A 22,534-nucleotide genomic window follows, 5' to 3' on the forward strand; every position below is an offset into this window, starting at 1 on the left:
GGGTCACCCCCACGTTCCGTTGGGCCGGTAGCCGTAGGCGATGAGTTCCTCCAGGCAGGCGATGGGGGCGTGCGGTACGACACGGCCGTCGGGCGTCTCGGCGAACACCTCGCTGGACAGCACACGGCCGTCGACGCCATTCACCTCGCGGACGGAGGTGACCATGCGCTGGAGACGTCCCCCGCTCTGGTAGTCGTTGCGCCGCTGGATGAAGACGACGAAGTTGACGGCGCCGGCCACCAGCATCTGGCTGGCCTCGATCGGCAGCCGCTCCGACGCCTGCAGGGCGTACGTCGAGATGCGGTTGAAGACCTCGTGCGAGCTGTTGGCGTGGATCGTGGAGAGCGAGCCGTCGTTGCCCTGGGACATCGCGTTGAGCATGGTCACGATCTCGTCGCCGAGCACCTCACCGACGATGACGCGGGAGGGGTTCATACGGAGGGAACGGCGGACCAGTTCCGCCATGCTGATGGCGCCCTGTCCCTCGGAGTTGGGCAGCCGCTCCTCGAACGCCACTACATTGGGATGGAGTTCGGGGAAGGAGTCGAGACCGAGCTCCAGCGCCCGTTCGACCGTGATCAGCCGCTCGTGCGGCGGGATCTCGTTGGCGAGGGCGCGCAACAGCGTGGTCTTACCGGCGTTGGTGGCACCCGCGATCATGATGTTCTTGCGGGCGCGGACCGCGCAGGCCAGGAAGTGCCCGAGCTCGGGGGTGAGGGTGCCGTTGCCGACCAGGTCGGAGATGAAGACCTTGCCCATGCGGGCGCGGCGGATGGACAGCGCCGGGCGCCGGGCGACGTCCATCACCGCCGACAGACGCGAACCGTCCGGCAGCCTCAGGTCCAGCTGCGGGTTGGCGGAGTCGAAGGGGCGCGAGGACAGGCCCGAGTAGGCGCCGAGGATCTGGATCAGCTCGATGAGCTCCTCGTCGGTCTCGGCGACCGGCTCGCCGCGCACCTCGCGGCCGTCGGAGTAGCCGACGAAGACGTGGTCGCAGCCGTTGATGTCGATGTTCTCGACCTCGGGGTCGTCGAGGAGGGGCTGGAGCCGCCCGACGCCGAACAGGGCGGCGTGCACGGCGGCGGCGTACGCCTCCTCCGTCTCCGCGTCCAGCGGGGTGCGCCCGGCGTTGATCTCGGCGCGGGCGTACTCCTCCAGGATCTGCGCGATGACGGCGCGCGCGTACTGCCGCTCGTCCTCGGTCGACATCGGCGTGACGCCGCTGACCTGGTCCTGACGGCGCTGCTCAGCGATGCGGTCGCCGGCGTCCTGACGGAACCGCTTGACCAACGAGTGGTCGACAGCGGTCATCGGCCGGCCCCCGCGTGGCCGTTCAGGTCGGTGCCGGCGGGTCCGGTCGGTACGGACCAGGCGGCGCCGAACTGCTGGTACAGGTCCGAGGTGACCTTGCGGGTGGACCGGATGAGCAGGGACTTCTCCAGCCGGCCGCGCCTGCGTCCCGCCAACTGGTCGGCGCCGGAGGGGTCGTCGGCGATGGTGCCGAGGACGCGGGCGCCGGTCTGGGCGTGTACGAGCATGTCGTTGACCTGGCTCGCGAGCTTGCCGGCGTTGTTCGTGTCGGCGACGAGGACGACACCGATCACCGGCATGCCGAGGCTCCCGGCACCGCGTGGACCGCCGTGCAGCTTCGCGGTCAGGGCTGCGGCCCGGTCACGGACGCGGGCGATGGCCTCCGGCTCGGTACGCGAGACCAGCAGCACCAGGGAGGCGTGCGGGAACAGCTCCGTGGCCGGGGAGTCGCCGCTGACGCGGCCGCAGTCGGCGATGACGTCGGCGGGCGCGTTCGGGGAGTCGGCGAGCGAGGCGAAGGCCCGCCCGAGGGTGGGCCACAGGCCGGCGAGTCCGGCGGCCTGCTCGGAGATGCCGAGTCCGACGATGACCTCGAGGCCGCCGCTCAGGGGCTGGACGTGGTCCCACAGCTGGTCGGGCACGAGGCCGCGCCGCGCGGTGGCGGCGATCGACAGCATGCCGGTGTTCGGGTTCAGCGGCCCACCGTGCGCGGCGGCGGACCGGTACACCAGGTCGCCGCCCGCCGGGTCGGTCTCGGCGAGCAGGACCCGGCGCGGCCAGACCGCCGCGAGGGCGACGGCCGCGGTGGTGACGCCGGGGGAACCCTTGTCGGCGGCGAGGGCGATGAGAGCCATGGCTGCTTCGGTCGCCTTCTACTTGCCGGGGATCAGAACGACGGCGACCTCGCCGAGGGCCGCGGCCTGCGCCAGCGCCGGGGCGTCGGCGGCGTCGACGGTCAGTGTGACGGGCAGGTTGGTGCTGTTGAAGGTGTCACCGGCCGCCCGGTCGGCGGACACGACCACCGCGCGCTCGACCAGCAGGGAGCTGTCGCCACCGGACGAACCGGAGGAGCCGCCCTGTCCGCTGCTGCCGGAGGACTTGCTGCCGACGTGGTAGACGGCGACGTTGTCACCGGAGTCCAGGCCCGCCGGGAACTGGCCCTCCTTGAGGGAGACGCCGACCGTGGCCTTGCCCTGCTCCATGGCGGACTTCCCGGCGAACATCTGGCCGACGACGACGGTGCCCTTGTAGATCGTGGACTTGGCCTGGAGCTTCTTCAGGGTTTCGCGCTGGGCCCACGGCACGAAGTCGGCGCCCGAGTCGTCGTTCACCATGACGGACTTGATGTTGTTGTCGGTGATGGACTCGCCGGCCTTGATGTCGGCCGTCAGCTGGATGGCCTCGACCCGGTCCCCGGCCCGCAGCACCAGCATCGTCGCCCCCAGGGCGCCCACCAGGATCAACAGCACCGCCAACGCGGCCAGCGCCGGCTTGCGCTCGCGAGGAGGGCTGGGAAGCCGGTCACCGACCGCCGGCTGAACCGGAGCCGCGGAACGCCCCGCGCCCGCCCCCGTACGCTCCTGGATCTTCACGCAACCGCTCCCCGTACACCCAAGAAATCGTCTGCCGCGTACTGCTCGAGCGCTCCTGCTCAAGTACGCGGAACCACTTGCACATCCGGGCACACGGCCCGCGCCCGCCCGACCTACGTCGTCCGGGGACATCCCCCGACGCACCCGCCCGACCTGGGCGAATAGCCAGCAGTGAGGCGAGTGTCAAGCCATCGCACCGTATCAGCCGCACATAAGCCCCTCAAGGCGTACCCGCCCCCTTGAATCCCGGCCCACCCACCATTACTCGGCTGCAACTTCCCGTCCGGGCTTCCCTTTTGAGCCCAGCTCCATGACCAGGCAGTCCAACTGTGCGCGTGCGAATCCAGAACCGGTACGAGGGGTCACCCTCCGCGTGCTGTTCGTCACGGCGCGCCCATGATGCCTGCACGATTCACTCACGAAGGCGCGGACAGCCCGTGCCATGATCTTCGCTCGGACTGATGAAGGACCGGCACGGCACGACGGCACAGGAGGAAGACGATGGACCTGCTTCCGGTGAACGGGGCGGCGCTGGCCGTCGACCCACGGGCCCTGGAGGCGGTCCGCGCCATCGGCCTGCGGCACGGCTTCGACTACACCGACGACGCGGCGGTGACCGCGCTTCTCGCCGAGCGGCGCAAGACCGTGACGGCGGAGCAGCGACAACCGGCGGCATGGCTCGGGATGCTGGCACTGACGGCGGGTCTGCTCCTGCCGTGCGTCGTTCCGATGGTCCCGGCGCTGACCGACCGCCTCTTCGCCGCGCTCGGCGCCGCCGGATGCCTGCTCGTCGTCGGTGTGGCACTGGTCGTGCACGCGCGAGTCCGCTGGAAGCGTGCGCTGACGCACGGCCCGCTCGCCGGCTACCGCGAGGTTCTCGGCGTGGCCCGCGCGCACGGCGTTCCGCTGACGCACGTACCGGCGTGGCTGGAGGGCCGGTCGTCGACCGGGGGCGGGAAGGGCGCGGCGCCCGTTCCGACGTACGCGCCGGTCGAGCCGCTGCCGGGTGCGGCCCCGCCCCACGCGGCGGACGCCCCCACCACCGCACCGGTCGCCGCGTACTCCACCGCACCGGTCGCCGCGTACTCCACCGGACCGGTCGCCGCGTACTCCACCGGACCGGTCGCCGCGTACTCCGCCGAGCCGGTCGCCGTGCCGCCGAAACCCGAAGCCGTCAGGTCGTACGAGACGATGGCCGACGTCGGCGGCTGGCACGACGAGACGGGCTGGCTGCTCATCCTCGCGGGCGCGGGCGGCGCGATGTGGGCGGCCACCTCGGCCGAACCCGTCGGCTACGGCGCCCTCGTCCTCGTCCCCCTCGCCCTGTACGTCTGGATGGTCGGCCGTCGGCAGGGCCGGGAGAAGGAGCGGTTGCGGGAGGCGGCGCTGGCCTACGTCCGCGAGGTCGCGGCAGCGCAGGCAGCCGGGGCCAAGGTGCCCGAGCTCTCCCCCGAACTGCGCAGACTGGCCGAGATTCCGCACGACTGACCGAGCGTTTCCCACCCCCCGTACCACCCCGCACCCGCGCGTCGTCGCCCGCCCACCACCAAGGAGCCCCCCATGAAGCGCGCCGCCCCGGCCGTCCTCGCCGCACTCTCCCTCGCCACGCTCACCGCCTGCGGCGGCGACTCGGGCTCGGACACGGACGCGGCGGAGAACCCGGCAGCGACCGCCTCACAGGAAAAGCAGAAGAAGGAGAAGCAGGAGAAGACGCCGGAAGAGCGGCTGAAGCAGCTCGTGATCACCAAGGCGGACGTCTCCGGCATGAGCGTGGACGACGCGGACGTGGCGAGTTCCGACAACAGCGAGTTCGCCTTCGCCAAGTCCCAGCAGGAGGTGAAGGTCGACAAGCCCGTCTGCGCCCCACTCGCCTACGCCATGAACCAACTTCCCGTCGGCGAGCCGCAGGCCGACCTCACGCGTTCGGTCACCTCGGCTCTCAACGAGCCCTTCACCTACGTGATGCTCACGGCGTACGAGCCCGGCAAGGCCGCCTCCGCCCTGGCCGGCCTCTCCGAGGCCGTGGACGCCTGCACCGGCGGCTTCACGGCCAAGGCCAACGGCAACACGAGCGCGTACGACTCCGTGACCGCCGAGAAGCCCGTGGCTGCGGCCGGCGACGAGTCGCTCGCCTTCCGTTCGACGCTGACCTTCCGGGGCGCCACGCACACCGTGCACACCCAGGCCGTTCGCAGCGGCGAAGTCGTCGCCGTGTACTTCTCCGTCGACGGCCTGGCCATCGCCAACGCGAGGCCGAGCGACGCGAAGCTGTCCTCGGCAGTGGTGAAGGCGCAGAACACCAAGCTGGGTTGAGGGAGCACTTTCTCGCAGCGTCGAAGCCGTCAGTAGAGTGCCGCGGTCAGGAAACCCACGACCGCGACGGGGGCCCGGGGAGTGCGAGTGGCGACGACACCCACGACATCTGGACAGCCGCGCGGACCGGCCACAGCGCGAGCGGCGTGATTGGCCTGCGGCTCACCCTTTGCGGCCTTACTGGGCGAGCGCCTCGACGCGCTGATGACGTACCTCGACGAGTCGCCGCGCACCGACGAGCCGACCACCACCGGCCCCCCTGCCCGCCCCCTCAGCCACCAGGCGGAGAACAACCTCCCGCCGCTCTTCGCCACCGACCTCTGGCCGAGCCTGTTCGTCGGCGTCGTCGCGGCGCTGCTGCTGCTCGGCCTGGTGGCGGGCGCCCTGGGTATCGTGGGCGCGGTACTGCGCCGGCGCAGTGAGGCACCGCTGTCGGCGGAGGCGTTGCCCCCGGGGGCACGGACGGAGCCGTCGGAGGCCTGCCCGCGCGGCACGTACGGAACTCCAGGCAGCCGCACTGGCCTTCACCGCCGACGGCGAGGCGGGCGGACGCGGAGGGTGAGGGCTCCGCGTCCCGCATCGCTGCCGCCTGGGACCGTTTCGACGCCCCCATGCTCCTCGTCGACGGCGACGTGGACGGCCCGCGCTTCTCGGGTACCGACCCGGCGACTCTCCTGGCCGTCATCGTCCTCGCCCGCGCCGCCCGCGACGCCCTCCAGGGCGACACCAACAACCGCTGCTGCGGCGTCAACCCGCTCCACGGCCCTTCGGTCGATCGCCGACACGTACGGATCTCCGCGGAGGGCAACCGCAGGCGCATGCTGTCGCTCTGCCCCCTCTGCCTGGACTCGGCCGTCGCCGCACCGCGCGAACTGCGCGAGCGGATGCTGACACTGCCGGGCCCGGCGAGCCCCCGGGTGCCGTGCGACGAGCCGGAGGGCAGCCTGCTGTCGGTGCTCGGTGACGGGATCTCTCGACTGGTGGACAGGGTGCGGGAGTCGGCACGTGCGCACTGACCGCGCTCCTGGCCCGCCTTGCCCCGCTCCGCGTCTGCCCTGAGGGCGCTGTTCCGCTTCCCTCGGCAGCGCGGACGTCGGTCGGGGATCGGAAGCCGGCCCCATCGCGCGTGGGGAAGGGCGCGGGCCCGAGGCATAGGGCTGCGTCATCGTGGTGACCACCCGGCGCGCGGTGTTGTTCTCCCCGGAGAAGTGATGAGGGGACGGGCAGGGACAGCGAGCGCAAGGTCGAGACGCAGGCCGAGGCCTCTTCCGAGCCCATTCCCATAATCCCCGAATTACCCTGATTCTCGCAGTAGTTCGCCCTGGCGAAACCGGGAACCCCACAGATACCGTCAGTAGCCTCGACCGCACTTCTGTCTCACGGGGAGTTCACTGTGAAGCGCCGCCCTTTGCCCGTTGCCACCGCGCTCGCCGCGGCAGCAGCCCTGCTACTGACGGCCTGCGGCAGCGGGGACGACAAGTCCAGCGACAACGACGCGATCGCGGGGGCCGACCAGGGAACGGAGACACCAAAGGAGTCGGCGGAGCCCTCGGCGGCGCCGGCGGAGGACAAACCGGACGGCGTGGACCTCTCCCTGCCAGCGGACATGAATCTGGTATTCGACTGGGACAAGCCGAAGGACAAGAACGAAGCGGCCGCGATGGACGATGCGGCGAACTACCTCCGCGCCATCTACCGGGGGGTGGACAAGCGCACGACCAAGGATGCGGCCTTGGCCGCCTACGCCACCGGTGATGGGCTGAAGTACGCGCGAACGCAGATCGAAGCCAGACTCGAAGGCGACTGGACGGCAACCGGAACCCGACGCCACTACCAGGCCACCACCCGTTCCGCCTCCAACGGCAACTCGGTGGAGATCGCGTTCTGCGTGGACTCAAGCAAGTTCTACTCCAAAGAGGTCAAGACCGGAAAAATCCTTAAGGGCACGCCCAGCATCACGGACTTCGATTACTTCAAGATCATCATGGCTAGGTTCCCCACCGGAGAGGGACTGTGGCAGGCGTCCAAGGTGTACGTCGAGGGGGAGGCAGCGAGGTGCCAGTGAGCAGGTCGCGGTGTACAGCCCTCAGCACCGGCGCGGCTGCCCTGGCATTGGCCTTGGGTATCTCCCTCACGGATGCCGCCTACGCGGGAGAGCAGCCGAGCAACACCCAGGGCTCCAGCACAACACAGACGGGTGGCAGTGACGAAACCGGCATCTACGCCACCGCACGCATCGAGTACTCAGGATCCGTGGCCCCGAACGGCGGCACGGGAAACGTGGCGTCCACCGACGTCAACTGGTCTCCGCCACCCTGCTGGTACGCCCCCTACCTCGGTGCCAAGGACTTCAAGAAGAAGATGTCCGCCCAGATCGAGGAGGCTGCGAGCACACCCGGGATGGGCGGGACCGCCGCCGCGGCAATCGGCGAGACAAAGCGACATTACGAGGATGACTTCGGCTGGGAAGACACCCCCGGCTACAAGGACTACAACGTCGCCAAGGACGGCAAGGGCATGTTCTGGGCCGGCGTCGAAAACCCCAACGAACCGGACATCCTCAAGCGCAGCTCCTGCACTGACCTCCCCTTCTGGGTGGACAACGGCGAGGCCCCGCCGCCCCAGTACGAGGAGGCCATCACCCCGGAGATACTCGCCGCCCTCGCCTACCAGCACATGCAGCTTCCCGACACCAAGGTCAGCCTCGCCCCCGAGGCGACCACGAAGGTGAACCTGCCGACCTGGGCCTGGCTCGACAAGGCCGTCTTCGACGAGGTCCAGGCCACGGCCATGATCAACGCTCCCGGCTTCAACCTCACGGCCACCACGACCGCCAAGCCGGTATCTCTGAAGCTGGAGCCGGGCACGCCGGACGCCGAGACCTACCCGGCCTCCGGCGAGTGCACCATCAACGCCGACGGCTCCATCGGCGAGCCCTACGCCAAGGGCCAGGCGGACCAGGCCCCGCCCTGCGGCATCAAGTACCTGCGCTCCTCCGGCGACGGAACCTACAACCTCCAGGCCACCATCACCTGGGAGATCGCATGGACCGGCACCGGCGGCGCGGGCGGCGACCTGCCCGACGGCACCTTCGGGAACGCCCAGGCGGTCACCGTCCAGGAGATCCAGGCCATCAACCGTTGAACACAGCAGTAACAGTCAGATGAGGAACATGCGTTACGTAGAGAATTCCCCGAAGACCTGGTCTGCGATCTGCATCGCCGTGTATGTGGCCGGTATGGCGTACATGGGGCTCGACACGATCCCCGACGAGTTCGGCCTGTGGCTCGGCATGTGCGCGCTGTCCCTTCTGCTGCTGCTCCCCCTGCCTCGCCGTTCCGTTCTCGAAATTCGTCTATCACCGAATCCAGATCGACGAGACGACCCTTCGTGCCGGCCGTGAGCGCATCCCGCTCACGGCCGTCGACCCGGCGTCGGTCCAGGCAGCCGCCCAGGCCACGCCCCCGACCCTGCCTGAGCAGTACGCGGCTCACTGAACGCCGTGGACGCGCCGGTCCCCGGCCTTCGGGCCTCAGATCACGGCGACCCCCGCCTGGTGGGCGGCGGCTGGAGCGTGCCCATGGGCATGGACAGCGTCGTGCTCCGCACCCACCAGGGGAACCCCTCCGCATCGCCACCCGCGACCGCACGGCCTTCCTCACCGCACTGACCCACGCGGTGACGCCTTCGATCCAGCACCGCTGAACATGCGCGTGATGAAATTCGGACTTCTCCCCTACACCCGGAAAAGGGTGCATGGCCACGCGGGAATCGTCGGTGAATTCGGACTGGTCACGCCAGAGGTCGAGCGGTGTAAAGGGTTCAACAGAGTTTCAGAAGTGCATCGCGAGGTTCGCCTGCGGGGCGACGCCATGCCGGAAGTGACGTACCGATCGGTAGGTCCAGGTGAACCTACCTTGAAGGATGCTTGCCTCACCGTGGACGGACTTCTCTGCGGGATGAGCTACAACAGCAAGGGCTTCCGCAGCTCATCACGAGCCCTGCGCATCACGTGGCAGGGACGGTTCTATGAGTACTGCGTGACGGGCCACGGGAAGATCGCCGTTTTCGCCCGCCTGGCGTCCGTGTGTCACTCGAACGCGCCAAAAGCAGCACCGGCAAGGGAATGAGCAGCATCAGCACCGCCACGGGTGAGGCCGATCCCCTCGGCCTGGCCCTCGCCATCATCTTCGAAGGCGTCGACACTCTGGAACTGACCACAGCCGGTGCAGTATCTGGACGGCTCAACAGACTGCTCTACAGCCCCCGGTGGAACGAGCCTACTGTCGATTAGTGAACCTCCTATCCCCCCAACCGGTCCGCCAGCCGCCCCGGCCCCGAAAGCAGCGCCCCCCGCAGCGACAGGTTGCGTGTGTACACGCCCTCGAAGAGGACGGCGAGGCTGATGTCGATGGAGTCCACGGCGCCTCGCGGGGTACCGGAGAGGACGTCGGGACGGGCCCAGCTGGAGCGGGCCATCTCGATCCGCGCCTCGGCGCGCTCCAGTACGTGGTGCCGCCGACTGCTCGTCTCGGCGTACCGGTACTCGCGGCCCACGGCCCAGATCCGCAGGGCCCGTCCCTGCCTGCTCGTCCGCAGGGTGCTGCGGTCGAAGGCCGCCTGCTGTCCCGCGACGTTCAGCCGCCCCGAGGCCAGCCGGGGCCGCCCGCCGTACGGCATCCCGGTGAAGTAGGTGGTCGGGACGCTCTCCCCGACCACCATCGCTCCGCAGGTCCGCGTCTGGTCCGCGACTGGCACGACCTCCAGGGCGGGAACCACCAGCTCCACCGAGCCCAACCCGCCCACCTCGCCACGCCAGAACGTCACGTGATGCTGGGTCTGCGATGTCACGGAATTAGTGAAACGTCGCAGTTCGAACGGCCCTTGAGACATGGTCCACCTTGAATCTCGCGCCCATGGGCGCGTCACGTCAGTCGAATGGGTTGAGGGCGCTGCCCAGCTTCTTGGCGCCGTCCGCCAGTTTCCCGGCGCCCTCGGCCACCTTCTTCCCCGCCCAGGCTCCGGCGTCCGCGACCTTGCCGGGGAACTGCTTGACCTTGTCCCAGTTGTCCACGATGGAGGAGACACCATAGACCACGCCCGTGACCGCCGCCGCACCGATCGTGATCGGGTTGGGCGCGATCATGGCCGCGGTGAGCGACGCGTTGAAGGCCACGCCGGACACCTTCGAGACGTATCCGGCCTTGTCCCTCTTGAAGGCATCGACGGGGTTGCCTTCCTGGTAGACGTCGAACGCACCGATACCGGTGGCCACGATGCTTCCCCCGACGCCGGCGGCCCGCCACCAGCCGGCCGTACGGAGCGCGGTGCCGGCTCCGGAGGTGAAGGCGGACAGCTTGCTCGCGCCGGCCGCCCTGTTCAGGGCGCTCGCGTTCTTGCCGACCTTGAGCAGGTTCGCTTCCCAGGACCAGCGTTTGCCCACAAGTACGGCGTAGCTGTCCTTGCCGGTCAGTACGTTGAGCACGGCCGACGGAGTACGCGCACCGATGCTCGCGCCCAGCCGGGCGATCCTCGCGGGGATGTACGAAGGCGCCTTTCCCTTTAGGATCTGAGCGAGGGTCGTCCCGGGCGCCTTCAGGAACTCGCCCTTGCGGAACCTCTTGATCAGCCCCATGGTCCCGGCGGCCGTCATCTTGAACGCCCCCGGAACCGTCGACGCCATCGCGGTGATGTCGATGTAGTCGCCGACCACTTCGCCCAGGTTCTTGTTCCCGGACACCTTCGTCACCGCGTCGGACTGCACGCGTTCTATCCAGTCCTGGTACGTCTCGCCCGGCTGACGCTTCAGCCACTCGCTGTCGAACTTGTCACCGTTCGCGACCGAAGCGTTGGCGATGAGCATGATGTCCGGAGGCAACTGCTTGCCCTTCAGGTCCTCCGGCTTGAAACCCGCGTACAGGGCGGCCGCCAGCGGGTCACCGTTCTCCGCACGGAGGATGGCACCACGCCGCCTCAGATCCGTGGACGTCTCCCGGGTCCACGACTGCAGGGGTTTCAGGGCACTCAGTTTGTCCCGCACCCCGAGATTGGACGCACGGGTGAACGCCTCATCCAGTTTGTCCTGCAGATTTCCCCTACCGTCCAGAAGCTTCGCCAGGTGCTCGAGGTCTTCCGGATTCCCCATGCGCTTGGATTTGTCGCCCATTTTTCCCCGTTAAGTCAGCTGGTACAACGTGCGATGGCCGGACAGCGAAGAGTTCTCAGGCCCTCAGGAGGCCGAGGAGGCGAGCTGGGTGCCGTCCGGCAGGAGGTCGGTGACGCGCTGCCACAGCTCCTTGGCCGAAGCGCGCCGCACCCGCAGCACGCTCGCCGCGTCGACCTGCCCGTCGGTCACCGGCTCGGCCGGCAGTTCGCGAACCCAGTAGCCCTCGATGCCGCAGTCCCACACGGCCAGCGCCGAGACGGCCAGCCCGGAGTCCGTCCGGATCGGGCCCTCGCCCTGCCAGGCGACCGTCATCCGCCACATGCAGTTCAGTTCGGCGAGGACTTCCGCGAGCCGCAGAGAAGCGCCGGTCGCCTCGGCCACGGCCTCGGCTTCCTGGTTCTCCCCGTTTTCCATGCGTTCGATCACCTGATCGAACAGGCCCATGGTCGACTCGATCACCTCACCGGTGTCGGCCTCGTCGGTGAGGTCACGGTGCAGGTCCACCATCCTGGCCAGGGACCAGACGAGGGTCTCCGGCTCGGCGGGCACGTACTCCGACTCCGTCTCGCCGGGCCAGGCCTCGTGGACGAAAATGAACTCGTCGCCCATGACAGCCCCGCTGCTGGTCACGCCCTGGGGACCGGTCACCTCGACACGCGCGATGACGCGAGGCTCCATCAGCGTGGAGACGAGCGGGTAGAGATCACCGACGATCTTGTCGTCGGCGTCGAGCAGCCCGGCTTCACGCAGTTCTTCCCGGGCCTGCGACAACTCGTCCGGCAGTCGCTCCTCCTCGACGAGCACTCCCAGCACGCTGACATGGTCGTCGGACAGCCGCAGTCGACGCCGCGCCGCATCCAAAGAAGGCATTATGTCCTGTCCCCCAGAAGTTCAGAGAAAATTGCACCGGTTCAGAAGACGCCCCGGCATCGACACCAGAGCACCTGGCATCGAGAGATTCCGTGTGTACACGGCCTCCAGTACGACGGCGAGGCCGATGTCGAGAGCGTCCGCCGCGCCGGAGCAGGCTCCGGCCAAGGTCCGTGGATTGTTCCAACCAGAACGTCTCATGAGTACGCCCGCGCCTGGCCGAGCCAGTTGATGGCGTTTTGCCACCAACCTGGACATAGGAGTACGAACGGCCCTTCACGTGGATATGGAGAGCCCGTCCCTGTCGGCCCGCCCGGTAGGCAGTGCGGGAAAGGCCCGCCGGTTCCCAGTCGACCCGCAGTTCTCCCCCGTCGAGGAGGGGCCCGCGCAGATACCGCAGCCCGAGATAGGTGACGAGTGGGAAACCGTCACCATCCGCCGCCACCTCGCAGTACTCCGCCGGGTAGTCGCTGTGCTCCGTGGGAAAACGCAGCTCGTTACGACCGAGGCCGGCCACCTGACCGACCCAAGAGGAGATCTCACCTCGACGCCCTCGTGTGGGTGGCACGCGCTGTAGCTCGAAGGAGGTCCCGCTCATTCGCTTGACCCCTTTCCGTCCTCGGTCAGTCCGTCCGTTTTCCTGACCGCGGCCATTCACCCAACAAGCCATGAATCCGACATGGACGAAACGGGACCTCTGGCAACTGATCTCCGCGCCCCCTGCCGGGTTGCCGCGCCATAGAACAGTAAAGCAAAGGCAATCGATGCACCGTGAGTCACCCGAGGGGCCGGTGTGACAACCCCGTGGCGGTGCGGAGTTCAGCTTCGCAACGTCGGGGGACAGCAGCTGCGCCGCCACCTGCTCTGTCCCCTACGGTCCACCGCTCCGCTCGGGCCGAGGGGGCCGGTCGGTAACCTGCCGACAGCAGAGCCTGTGTGAGATGAGGGAGCCGTAGTGGAGCGCGCGGAGGATCAGGGAGCGTGTGCGGCAGGTGCACCGCTCTGACGGACGGTTTGGTTCGTCGTTCTCGGGTTCTCGACGTTTCTCGCGCTCGTATTCAATGCAGTGCCGATTTCCAAGCGCATACACCACAGAATCCACATCCAGTATGGTCGGCTGACCGTGGGGCGGGAGACGGTCGCGGTGGAGGCGTTGACGGCCGAGTCGCTTCGTGAGGCCCGTGAGGAGCCCACGGACGCGGAGTTCGCCGCGTTCCTGGCCTTGTGGTCCCGTGCGGAGGTCGCGGAGTCGCGGCGGACCAACCGCGCGATCGGGCCGCTGCGGATAATGGGTGGCGGATGGGCCGTACCGATGGGCATGGACCAGATCGTGGTCGAGACCGATCAGGGCGAGTCGCTGCTGATCGCCACCCACGACCGCGAGGCCCTGCTGGACGCGCTGGCCCGGGCCCGGCGGGGTTGAACGTGCGGGGCACCTGGGCGCGGCTCGATTAGCGGCGCCGGGCATGGCACATCCGCGCCGAGCGGCGCGACGCGAGGGGGGAAGGAAGCATGCAGCGACACACGTACAGCCTCGACCACTGGGAGGACCATTCTGGTCACCGGCTTACCTGGAAGTTCGGGTATCGGGGCACGGCAGGCGAGTTCGGGCGGATCGAGGTGACCTACCCGGCGAAGCGGCTCGGTGACGTCCACGTCACCGAGGCCAAGGGGGACGCCATCCCCGCCGTCTCCTTCAGCGGCTGGGCCTACGGACGAAAGCCCTCGTTCCACTTGGGGAAGCTCAGCGCCGGTGAGGACCGCATCCGCCTCAAACGCAACCGCTGGGCGCAGACCAGAGCCGGGCGGGCCCTGCGGATGCAGGTCGCCGGGCGGGAGTACCGCTATCTCGCGACCAGCGCCCGGCATCGGGACCGCGCCCTGGTCCGGGACGGTGTGGAGGTCCGTACGTGCCGGCACGGCAGGGGCTCGCGGAGGAAGGCCACCTTCACCGGCCTGGGCCCGGCGGACGCCACCGATCTCGCCCTCGCCGCCGTGCTGTGCGGCGTCAACACCCGCAACCTCACCCGGGGAGGAGCGGTTCGCGCCTTCTTCTACAGGTCGCTGGACTGGCTCGACATCTTTCCGTGACGCCCAGCCACCCGAAGGCCTCGCCGGGCCGGTTACTCCGCCCGGTCCGAAAGGTGCTGCATCAAGGCGAACGGCGAGGACAGCGCCGCGCCGCTCAAGGTGAGTACGTCGGTGTCCACCTGCTCCAGCACGATGGCGATCGCCAGGTCCACGGCGTCGGCCGGGCCCGTGGTGGTGCCCGTGCTGCCGGTTCCGGCCGACGGCACGAACTGGCCGGGCTGCATCGAGATCCGGATGCCCTCCCTCTCCAGGACCTTCGCCTTGCCCAGGCCCTCCACGGAGTAGACGTACTCCCGGCCCTCGTACGCGATGCGCAGCGCGCGGTCTTCCTTGCGCAGGGCCCGGGCGTTGAACCGCAGGTCTGCGGGGTGACCGTCCAGAGTGAGCCCGGCTTTGAAGAGCGAAGGCATCCCCGATCTGCGCTTGCCGCGGAAGACCGTCTCCGGGAAGGCGGGGCCCGCCAGCCGCACGGTGTCCATGCTCTTCGCGAGCGGCTGGTACAGCGGGCAGCGCTGCACCACCACGGCTCCGAAGTGGCCCACGTCTCCCCTGATCCCGGTCGTGGGTGACTGCTTCTCGGGTCGGTCGGTGTACGGCGACAGCTCGAACTTCAGGGGCTCGCTACTCGTTTCCATGGCGGCGGATGCTCGTTTCGTGCGTAGTTGACTAGTCGAACGGGTTGAGGGCACTGCCCAGCTTCTTGGCACCGTCGGCGATGTCGCCGCCGATGTCGCTCGCCTTGTCACCGACCCAGTCGGCGGCCTTCTCGGCGCCTTCCGTGATGTCGTCCCAGTGCTCGACGACCTTCAGGCCTCCGTAGACGATGCCGGTGCCCACGGCGAGGCCGATCGTCAGGGGGGTGGGAGCGACCATCGCGGCGGTCAGGGAGGCGTTGAACCCGACCTCCGCGTAGTTGGCCAGGTAGCCGGCCTTGCTCTTCTCCCACTCCTTCTCGTGGTCCATGGTGGCGATGTTGGCCACGGAGAACGCCGTCGCGCCCGCCGACCCGACGATGCCCGCGCCCCGCCACAGCCCCGCGGTCTTCGCCGCCGCGCTGAACCCGCCGGCCTTGCCGACAGTGATGAGGCTGGCCTGTCCCGCGCGGGTGACCGCTTGCCCGGAGTGGGTCAGCCCGCCGTACATGCGGGCCATGTCGTCCGACCCGGCGAAGAAGTTGATGGCCTGGTTGGGCGTGACGCCCAGCAACTTGGCGTTCATGAAGCCGCGTCGGCGCAGCATGTCCCAGCCGCCGCCCCAGCGGTCGCCGAGGGAGCCGGAGCTCAGGGGGACGTTGGCGACCCTTTGGTAGGTCTGGCTGCGTGAGGCCATGTTGCCGAGTTGCCCGGGGAACCAGCTGCCGGGGGCAGACAGCGAGCGGATCGGCGGGTTGTAGTTGCCCAGCTTCGTGCCCGCCCAGCGTAGGAGGGGATTGCTCCCGGGCGCGGTCCACCGGGCGGCGAGGGCGTCCTTCATCGGTCCGAGCTTGCCGGTCTTGACCGCGTTGCCCAGCAGGACCTTGGTCCCCGAGGAACCGGTCGCCGCCACGACCTGGGTCGCGGCGGCGACGTTGAACGCGTCGCTGCCGAACTTGATCATCTCGGTGAGGGTCTCTTCGTGCGGCTCCAGGCCGAGGATCTTCGACAGGGCGTGCGCCTCCAGCCGGGCCACCCAGTCGCCGAGCTTCTCCCCCGGCTGCCGCGCCAGGTCCTTCGCCGCCGGATCGTCGCTCGCCGCGACCGAGTTGGCCAGCAGCAGCGTCTCCGGCTTGATCCCCTCGCCCTTGTACTTCTCCAGGTCCTCAGCCGTGAAGCCCGCCCACAGTAGGCCGGCCGTCGGGTCGCCGTTCTCCAGACGCAGGATCACGGCACGCTTGCGCAGGTCCTTGGCCCCGTCGGCCGTCCACGACCGCATCGGCCTCAAGGCCGCCAGCTGCCCGCTCACCCCCAACCGGGACGCCCGGGTGAAGGCCTCGTCCAGGCGCTCCCCCGTACCTCCGCGCCCGTCCAGGGGCTCCGCCAAATGCTCCAGATCCTCGGGGTTCGCCCCCCCCGGAACGACATGCCCAGTCCCCCGTCCGTCGACCACCGACCCCGCCCTCACGCCGGGCGGGTCACCTCATGGTGCCAGGGCGGGACGCGACTGTCGTAGGGATGCGGTGGGCGCGGAGGCCGGGCCCCTCGCACGTCGCCCTCGGCCGGGGTGGTCGCGTCGACGCGCCTCGCCCGGGATGACAAGTGTGGTGGTTGTGTGTCACCCGTGGAGACGAAACGCCTCCTCCGAGGTACTGATCCCCGCCCCCGTATGCTGCACCAGCGGTGTCATGGCTCCGTCCAGTGAGTTCGGCGCCGTACGGACACAGCGAACGGGGGAGGACGCGGACGTGGGGCCCAGCGAGGACGTCGCCGAGTTGAAGAAGCGCGCCAAGCAGTTGCGTGAGTGCGCCCGCGAGGCGCGCACCCTAGCCCGGCGGCTCGGGCCGTATCTCGACGACGCGGTGAAGAAGGCCACCCCGCGCGCCACCGGCTTCCGTACCGGTGACGACAAGGGCGCGATATGGCAGGGCCCCTTCGCCGACGAGTGCACCGCCAAGCTCCAGCAGCGCCGGCGCACGCTGAGCGGCATGGGTACGGCTCTGCTGGCGGACGCGACGCGCTGGGAGAGCCAGGCGGACGAACTGGACCGGCAGGCCAAGGAGAAGGACAAGACCAAGTCCGGGACGGGCGGCAACTGATGGCGTTCAGGGGATTCGACGCCGCCAAGCTGAGAGCGCTGGCCGGAGACTTGGACAGTCTCGCCGGTAACTCGGGGCAACTACATACCCAGCTCGCGACCCTGCTCACCACCGCCCAGCAGAACCTGCCGGCCGGCCAGAGCGCGTCCCGCGACCCCGACCTCCAAGGGCTAGTCGGCGACCTGATCCCCATGCCGTCGTTCTTCGGCGGCCGCCGGCGCCTGCCCGGCTCCCTCCAGGGCGAGCTCGGCGACATGCAGGCGTCGATGAAGCGCCGCATCAAGCAGATGGAGGGCCTGCAGGAACTGCAGAAGCGCGGCTACCCGGTCAGCGACGGCAGCGTATTCCTGGACGAGAAGCCACCCGACGCGAAGAAGATCGACGCCGCCCTGCGCAATCTCCAGGCCCTCGACGGCAAAGACTTCGGCGCCAACGGCAACCGGGACGACCTGGAGAAGGTATCCGGTGAGCTGGACGGGCTGACTGCGGCCGAGCTGGACGCGTTCATGACGAAGGCGTCACCCAAGGACCTCGCCTTCTACAACGAGCTGATCACCGACACCGATGACTCCAACTGGACCCCGTTCGACCACAACGGCCTGCCCGAGGCCGCGCGCCGGGACACGCTGAGCCTGATGCTGTCCAAGATCAGCCCTGAGAACGTGGGCAAGTTCCAGGCAGCCTTCCCGGGCATGCAGCCGACGTTCACCAACACCGGCGCCTACGAGAGCGGCGGCAACGACCAGAACGGCCAGACCAACAACGGCATCCACTGGGCGCCCCCCTCCGACCCGCTGTTCCAGAACGGTGTCTCCGCCGACGACGTCAGCCAGAACCAGTTCGGTGACTGCTGGTACGTGGCCTCGTTGGCCGGCCTGGCCCAGAGGGACCCGAAGTTCATCCAGGACGGCATCAAGCAGAACCCCAACGGCACGGTCAGCGTCCGCGTCTGGGACAAGCAGGGCAATCACCACTGGGTGACCATGACCGCCGATCTGCCGACCGACCAGAACGGCAACCCGATCAGCACGTACGGCAACGGCGAGACCTGGCCGGCGTATTACGAGAAGGCCTTCGCGATGGTCTACTCGGAGGACGGCGACGGCGAGCGCGGGTACGGCGGCATCGAGGGTGACGACCCGAAGAAGGCCGCCCCGTACCTGACCGGCCAGGAGGGTGACGACCTGGAGACGGGCGGCTTCCTCGGCATCGGCGAGCACGACGACAAGGACATCGACTCCCTGAGGAGGGCGTACGAATCCGGGAAGGTCGTCACCCTCTCCACGCCGGACGACGAGAGCCTGGACAAGGACCACCCGTCGGAGTGGGGCAGCACGTACCACAGCAACCACGCCTACTACGTCCGCGGCTTTACCGACGACGGCAAGGTCATCCTCGGCAACCCCTGGGGTGTACAGGGTTACCCTCCGATCACCGTCAGCCAGGACCAGCTCGACAAGTACTTCCAGGGACCCGAGGCCTTCGATGTCCCGTGACGATGTTCCACAGGTGAGTGCAGTGGCCGACCGGCCCCAGGTCAAATATCCCTTCGAGTTCGACGGCCGGTGGGTGCTCCGGTACCACGTGCCGTACACCGTCCGGCACGAAGGCCTCCCGCACCGCATCGTGGCGACGGTCTTCGCGCAGCCGTCGGTGCACGGGCGCATCCAGGTCAGCTGCGAGGGCCGGCCGCCCGTCGAGTACGACGGGCTGACCGCGGGTGACACCGTGGAGATCACCGGCGACACATGGAGGGTCGCGGAGGTCGACTACCGCACCCGTGTCGTCCTGGAGCGGGCGACCGACGCCGACGAGGAGGAGACCAGTGTTCATGCCGGTGAGTAGGTACGGCATCACGGGAGCGGCTGCCGCCCTGGCCCTGCTGGCGCTGACCGGATGCGGTTCATCGTCCGACGGCGGCGACGAGGGCGGCGACGGCGGAGCGACTCCTGCGGCGCGGGACAAGGGCCCCGCCTGTGTGGGGACCGCCCCGGCTGACGGGGCGGCCCACGTCCTGCGCGGTGGCGGTTTCAAACTGCCCGGCGGTGGTGGCGTGCAGTACGCCGGGGCCGACGCGGACGGCACGACGCGGACGGCGACCCTGCGCGACGGCGCGACGTACGCGTCCGGCCAGCAGCAGTGGAAGGTCGAGCCCGGAGCGGAGATCACCGTCTCCGGCCACGGCTACTCGGTGCGGCAGATCTGCGCCTACCGCGTGGTCCTGGAGCCGAAGACCGCCGAGGACCGCGCCGCCCTCGCCACGGCACCGAAGTCCCTGGAATCCCAGCAGGGCCCCGCCGACGCCGGCCTCTGCTTCACCACCAACCGCACCGTCCTGGCCGCCGCCGCCAAAGGCTTCCCGGCCAGGGGCGCCGCCCTCTCGCTACTCGACAACGGCGGGGTACAGCGCTTCCCCACGGGCCTGTCCCTGACGGTCTCCTACATCGACCCCGACTCCGGAACCACGGGCATCGACGCGAACTGCGGCGCGATCCCCGTCGCCGACTACAAGGACGTACGGGTCGGGGAGACCGTGGAGTTCGCGGGCGTGCTGTTCGAGGTGTCGCAGCTCACGGACCAGGCAGTACGGCTCGTCCGCACGAGCGCGTAGCAGGGGTCCGGGAAACCGGTACCGCGACGCTGCCTGGGTAGAGTCGTCCGGCGGGCCTGCGGATGCACCGAGCCCCGCACCGCAACGTGGAGACTGACTGATGTTCGGCAGAAACAAGCACGAGGACGAGCTCCCCGTTCCCATCGTTCCCTGGGTCGACGCCTGGGAGTTCTCCGTCAGCGACGAGGAGCGGCCCGCCACGGAGCACCGTAGGCGGGCGGTACAGGGCCCTCGCGCCATCAGGGTTCCGCAGGGCGGTGGCCTCCAGCGCGTCAACGCGCCCTGCGCCTTCTTCTCCCCGGACGCCACCTCGGAAGGCAGCCCCCAGCGGCTGTACAAGGACCCGGAGGGCCGGCGGGTGCTCTGCTCGGTCGGCTCTCCGCGGAACAGTGACGGCACACGGCAGTACGGCGTCCGCGACGCGCAGGGGGAGTTGGTGGGGCACATCCGTCGCGTCGCTCCTCTCAAGCACGCGTTGCGACCGACCTGGCGTATCGACCAGCCGGGACACCCGGAAATGGTGAGCAGCGCGGAGTGGGCGAAGAACGGACCCTCCGAGATGGTTCAACGCGGTGCCGGAAAGCTGGTGCTCGGCGTCGTCCAGGCGATCTCCGACCTGGGCGCGGAAGGCGGTGACCAACCCAGGAAGGCACGCGTCGTCGAATGGAGATCAGGCGATGAGCTCGTCATGACGTCGGAGAACGACACCAGGTTCCTGATCCGGGCGGCGTGGCTGGATCGACGTCTCGTCTTCGCCTATGCCCTTTTGCGCAGCAGTTGAGCCGTACTGGGGGATGAAACATGGCCATCCGGAGCGTCGATCCTGACGACCTGGACCAGCTGGCGAAGCTCCTTGACGGTCGTGGGGGTCTGCAGGACAAGGTCGACGAGGCCTTCACGAGGGCTTCCAGGCTGGGTGTCAGCAGCCAGCTGGCCACGCTCAGGCCTTTGCGCGACTGGGTCACGGACACCGCGCCGGACCTACGCAAGCGCGCTGTGTTCGCGCGGCTCGAAAGCGGTGATCCGCGAGCTGGTCTGTTGTGGGCCGGTTTCAGCGCCAAGGAGATCGATAAGCTCGAAGGGGAGGGCCTCGGGCCCGACGTGCTCCTCTTGGCCAACTCCGTCGCGGCCAGCGACGATCCCCATGCGTACGACTTCAAGCGACAGCCCAACGAGTCGCTCGCGGAATGGGTGGAGCGACTCGAGGCCCATGCGGTCTCCCGGATACCGGGGCTGCAACCGCACGAAGAGACGATCGCCAGCATGATCGGTCTCTACGGTGACTGGGCCGCGGTCACCGCGGCGACCGCGGTCGTCACCATCCAGGGCACCTCGCTCACCAAGGTGCTACTGGGCAACTCACTCAAGACAGGAGCGCTGCGTACCTGGAAGACCCGGTTGGGCGTGGTCCTGCGGGGCTCGGACAACGGGCTCATCCGGTCAGCCGGAAACGGGCTCATCAAGTGGACCCCCAAGATCCGCTCGCTGAGCGCTCCCGGCAGTTGGCTGCCTGGGCAACTCGGGTCCCTCTTCGGCCGGAGCACGACGTACCAGAACCTCTCCCGGGTACCGCTCACCAGCGGCCTTCGGGGCGACCTGCTCGGCCAGGGTTACAACTGGGTGCGTTCGACCCCCTTGATGAGCACTCTGCGCGCCAACGGGGTGATCGATTTCCTGGTCGGCTCCGACCAGGTAGCCCGGACGTACGGTGGTTTCACTCACTCCGGGCAGGCCGTGGCCCGGGCCGGCAACGCGAGTCTCGTCAAGATATTCACCAAGGCGGCGAACTCGCAGAGGTTCGCGAACTCCGTGGCCGAAGTCCTTCCGAACGCCGCCCGGGGCTCCGGCGCCCTGCGCACCGGTCTCGTCACCGCCGCCAAGGGCGCCGGTTTCCTGCGTGGAGCAGGCATCGTCGGCGGGGTCGTCTCGACCGGCTTCAGCACGGCCAACGTCATCTCCCAGGGAAACCCGGTCGACGCGTTCAAGAGGCGGGGCGCCGGATACGTCGCCGACGTCGCCGAGGTCGGCTTCAACGCCTCCCTCACCGCCGCCATGGTCGCCCCGAACCCCGTCACCATCGGACTCGCCGTGGGCACCGGTCTCGTCTACGGAGGCGCCAAGGTCGTCGAGCACTGGGACGACATCAAGAAGGGGGCGGGGCATGCGGTCGACTGGGCCGGCGACAAGGCGAGTGATCTGGGCAAGAGCATCGCCAAGTCGAAGGCGAATCCGATGAACTGGTTCTGACTGGCCGGGTGCCGCCAGCCCCTTCGGATCGCCCTATCCGCGTCGATGTCGTCGCAGCCGCCCGTGGAGGGCGCAGGCCTCCATGGCGACGAGCAGTCCCGCGAGTGTCCACCCCTGGTACGGTTCGACTCCCTTGACCTCGCTGCCCAGCCGCGGCGTAAGCCATCCGTCCGGGTCGTCCACGAGGGTGACGCGGCGGCCCCGTTCGAAGTCGTCGACGCAGCCGCCGGTGTCGCCGACCTCTACGGTGCGTCCTCGACCGGCCCCGGTCAGGACAACCGTGCACACCGCGCGTTCTCGGCCACTCTTGCCTCGGTAGGTACTGACGTCCACGACCAGGGCGTCGTGGCGCACTCCGCGGTCCTGCAGGACGTAGTCGCCGAGAGCCGGGCCCACGAAGAGCAGGAACGCGAACCCGCACACCGCGACGCCCGTGCCCGGACCGGCGCCGCACATGACCCATGCCGTGCCGAGCACCGCCAGGACGAGGACGGTGGCCAGCAGCATCCAGAGGAGGCCCTCCTTCTGTGCCAGCCACCCGCAGCCGACCAGCACCAGCGGCGTGCCGATCAGTACCCAGACAGTCCCCAACCGCCTTCGCG

The 22,534-nt window shown here is 68.9% G+C and carries 25 protein-coding genes; 16 read left to right on the forward strand and 9 right to left on the reverse strand.

Going from position 1 to position 22,534, the window contains the following annotated elements; all coding sequences use genetic code 11:
* Positions 1-3: 3 nt before the first annotated feature.
* From KUM32_RS05425 to KUM32_RS05435, 3 genes are read right to left on the reverse strand one after another with little or no spacing between them, the layout of a single operon-like run.
* Entirely contained in the window at positions 4-1,311 is a 1,308-nt protein-coding gene (locus KUM32_RS05425; protein ID WP_217140640.1) for a CpaF family protein, read from the reverse strand.
* Positions 1,308-2,165: a hypothetical protein gene (locus KUM32_RS05430; protein ID WP_217140641.1), complete on the reverse strand. Its 858-nt coding sequence runs from the start codon at positions 2,163-2,165 to the stop codon at positions 1,308-1,310. The genes KUM32_RS05425 and KUM32_RS05430 overlap by 4 nt, the downstream gene beginning before the upstream one ends.
* 18 nt (positions 2,166-2,183) lie before the next feature.
* Positions 2,184-2,903: a hypothetical protein gene (locus tag KUM32_RS05435; protein WP_217140642.1), complete on the reverse strand. Its 720-nt coding sequence runs from the start codon at positions 2,901-2,903 to the stop codon at positions 2,184-2,186.
* Between the two features lie 501 nt (positions 2,904-3,404).
* Between KUM32_RS05435 and KUM32_RS05440 the strand changes: the two genes are divergently transcribed.
* The 8 genes from KUM32_RS05440 to KUM32_RS05475 all read left to right on the forward strand — a co-directional run bounded on the left by KUM32_RS05440 (position 3,405) and on the right by KUM32_RS05475 (position 9,510).
* A complete protein-coding gene (locus KUM32_RS05440; RefSeq protein ID WP_217140643.1) occupies positions 3,405-4,391 on the forward strand; it encodes a hypothetical protein in 987 nt (328 codons plus the stop codon).
* 72 nt (positions 4,392-4,463) lie between these two features.
* Positions 4,464-5,216: a hypothetical protein gene (locus KUM32_RS05445; RefSeq protein ID WP_217140644.1), complete on the forward strand. Its 753-nt coding sequence runs from the start codon at positions 4,464-4,466 to the stop codon at positions 5,214-5,216.
* A 611-nt stretch (positions 5,217-5,827) separates the two neighbouring features.
* Positions 5,828-6,232, forward strand: a complete 405-nt coding sequence (locus KUM32_RS05450) for a hypothetical protein (RefSeq protein ID WP_217140645.1) — start codon at positions 5,828-5,830, stop codon at positions 6,230-6,232.
* A 377-nt stretch (positions 6,233-6,609) separates the two neighbouring features.
* Positions 6,610-7,281, forward strand: coding sequence for a hypothetical protein (locus KUM32_RS05455; protein WP_217140646.1), 672 nt, complete (start codon positions 6,610-6,612; stop codon positions 7,279-7,281).
* Between the two features lie 47 nt (positions 7,282-7,328).
* The gene (locus tag KUM32_RS05460; RefSeq protein WP_254405066.1) at positions 7,329-8,360 is read left to right on the forward strand and encodes a hypothetical protein; all 1,032 of its coding nucleotides are present in this window, start codon (positions 7,329-7,331) and stop codon (positions 8,358-8,360) included.
* A gap of 28 nt (positions 8,361-8,388) precedes the next feature.
* Entirely contained in the window at positions 8,389-8,619 is a 231-nt protein-coding gene (locus KUM32_RS43235; protein ID WP_254405067.1) for a hypothetical protein, read from the forward strand.
* A gap of 313 nt (positions 8,620-8,932) precedes the next feature.
* Entirely contained in the window at positions 8,933-9,346 is a 414-nt protein-coding gene (locus KUM32_RS05470) for a hypothetical protein (protein ID WP_217140648.1), read from the forward strand.
* The gene (locus KUM32_RS05475; RefSeq protein ID WP_217140649.1) at positions 9,343-9,510 is read left to right on the forward strand and encodes a hypothetical protein; all 168 of its coding nucleotides are present in this window, start codon (positions 9,343-9,345) and stop codon (positions 9,508-9,510) included. The genes KUM32_RS05470 and KUM32_RS05475 overlap by 4 nt, the downstream gene beginning before the upstream one ends.
* Before the next feature lie 8 nt (positions 9,511-9,518).
* On the opposite strand, the gene KUM32_RS05480 is transcribed toward KUM32_RS05475, so the two are convergent.
* The 3 genes from KUM32_RS05480 to KUM32_RS05490 all read right to left on the reverse strand — a co-directional run bounded on the left by KUM32_RS05480 (position 9,519) and on the right by KUM32_RS05490 (position 12,252).
* A complete protein-coding gene (locus KUM32_RS05480) occupies positions 9,519-10,067 on the reverse strand; it encodes a hypothetical protein (protein WP_308408594.1) in 549 nt (182 codons plus the stop codon).
* Positions 10,068-10,146: 79 nt separating this feature from the next.
* The gene (locus KUM32_RS05485; RefSeq protein WP_374227485.1) at positions 10,147-11,256 is read right to left on the reverse strand and encodes a mucin-2; all 1,110 of its coding nucleotides are present in this window, start codon (positions 11,254-11,256) and stop codon (positions 10,147-10,149) included.
* A 189-nt stretch (positions 11,257-11,445) separates the two neighbouring features.
* On the reverse strand, positions 11,446-12,252 hold the full coding sequence (locus tag KUM32_RS05490; protein WP_217140652.1) for a hypothetical protein: 807 nt from the start codon (positions 12,250-12,252) through the stop codon (positions 11,446-11,448).
* Positions 12,253-13,375: 1,123 nt separating this feature from the next.
* On the opposite strand from KUM32_RS05490, the gene KUM32_RS05495 reads away from it, so the two are divergent.
* On the forward strand, positions 13,376-13,675 hold the full coding sequence (locus KUM32_RS05495; RefSeq protein WP_254405068.1) for a hypothetical protein: 300 nt from the start codon (positions 13,376-13,378) through the stop codon (positions 13,673-13,675).
* A gap of 89 nt (positions 13,676-13,764) precedes the next feature.
* Entirely contained in the window at positions 13,765-14,343 is a 579-nt protein-coding gene (locus KUM32_RS05500) for a hypothetical protein (protein WP_217140653.1), read from the forward strand.
* Between the two features lie 32 nt (positions 14,344-14,375).
* On the opposite strand, the gene KUM32_RS05505 is transcribed toward KUM32_RS05500, so the two are convergent.
* Together KUM32_RS05505 and KUM32_RS05510 are read right to left on the reverse strand one after the other, a co-directional pair.
* On the reverse strand, positions 14,376-14,978 hold the full coding sequence (locus KUM32_RS05505) for a hypothetical protein (RefSeq protein WP_217140654.1): 603 nt from the start codon (positions 14,976-14,978) through the stop codon (positions 14,376-14,378).
* A 31-nt stretch (positions 14,979-15,009) separates the two neighbouring features.
* A complete protein-coding gene (locus KUM32_RS05510) occupies positions 15,010-16,362 on the reverse strand; it encodes a PE-PGRS family protein (RefSeq protein ID WP_254405069.1) in 1,353 nt (450 codons plus the stop codon).
* A gap of 301 nt (positions 16,363-16,663) precedes the next feature.
* Between KUM32_RS05510 and KUM32_RS05515 the strand changes: the two genes are divergently transcribed.
* The 6 genes from KUM32_RS05515 (at position 16,664) to KUM32_RS05540 (ending at position 21,932) form a co-directional block, all read left to right on the forward strand.
* Positions 16,664-17,074: a hypothetical protein gene (locus KUM32_RS05515; protein WP_254405070.1), complete on the forward strand. Its 411-nt coding sequence runs from the start codon at positions 16,664-16,666 to the stop codon at positions 17,072-17,074.
* The gene (locus KUM32_RS05520; RefSeq protein WP_217140655.1) at positions 17,074-18,570 is read left to right on the forward strand and encodes a C2 family cysteine protease; all 1,497 of its coding nucleotides are present in this window, start codon (positions 17,074-17,076) and stop codon (positions 18,568-18,570) included. The genes KUM32_RS05515 and KUM32_RS05520 overlap by 1 nt, the downstream gene beginning before the upstream one ends.
* Positions 18,571-18,583: 13 nt before the next feature.
* Complete coding sequence (locus KUM32_RS05525; protein WP_308408595.1) at positions 18,584-18,919, forward strand: DUF6406 domain-containing protein; 336 nt, start codon at positions 18,584-18,586, stop codon at positions 18,917-18,919.
* Complete coding sequence (locus KUM32_RS05530; protein WP_217140721.1) at positions 18,912-19,685, forward strand: hypothetical protein; 774 nt, start codon at positions 18,912-18,914, stop codon at positions 19,683-19,685. The genes KUM32_RS05525 and KUM32_RS05530 overlap by 8 nt, the downstream gene beginning before the upstream one ends.
* Before the next feature lie 100 nt (positions 19,686-19,785).
* Positions 19,786-20,466 (forward strand): hypothetical protein, encoded by a 681-nt coding sequence (locus KUM32_RS05535; protein ID WP_217140657.1) that lies wholly within the window; start codon positions 19,786-19,788, stop codon positions 20,464-20,466.
* Positions 20,467-20,492: 26 nt separating this feature from the next.
* Positions 20,493-21,932, forward strand: a complete 1,440-nt coding sequence (locus KUM32_RS05540) for a PE-PGRS family protein (protein WP_217140722.1) — start codon at positions 20,493-20,495, stop codon at positions 21,930-21,932.
* Positions 21,933-21,965: 33 nt separating this feature from the next.
* On the opposite strand, the gene KUM32_RS05545 is transcribed toward KUM32_RS05540, so the two are convergent.
* Positions 21,966-22,523 (reverse strand): hypothetical protein, encoded by a 558-nt coding sequence (locus tag KUM32_RS05545; RefSeq protein ID WP_217140658.1) that lies wholly within the window; start codon positions 22,521-22,523, stop codon positions 21,966-21,968.
* Positions 22,524-22,534: the final 11 nt, after the last annotated feature.

It is taken from the genome of Streptomyces sp. AC627_RSS907 (assembly GCF_019049165.1).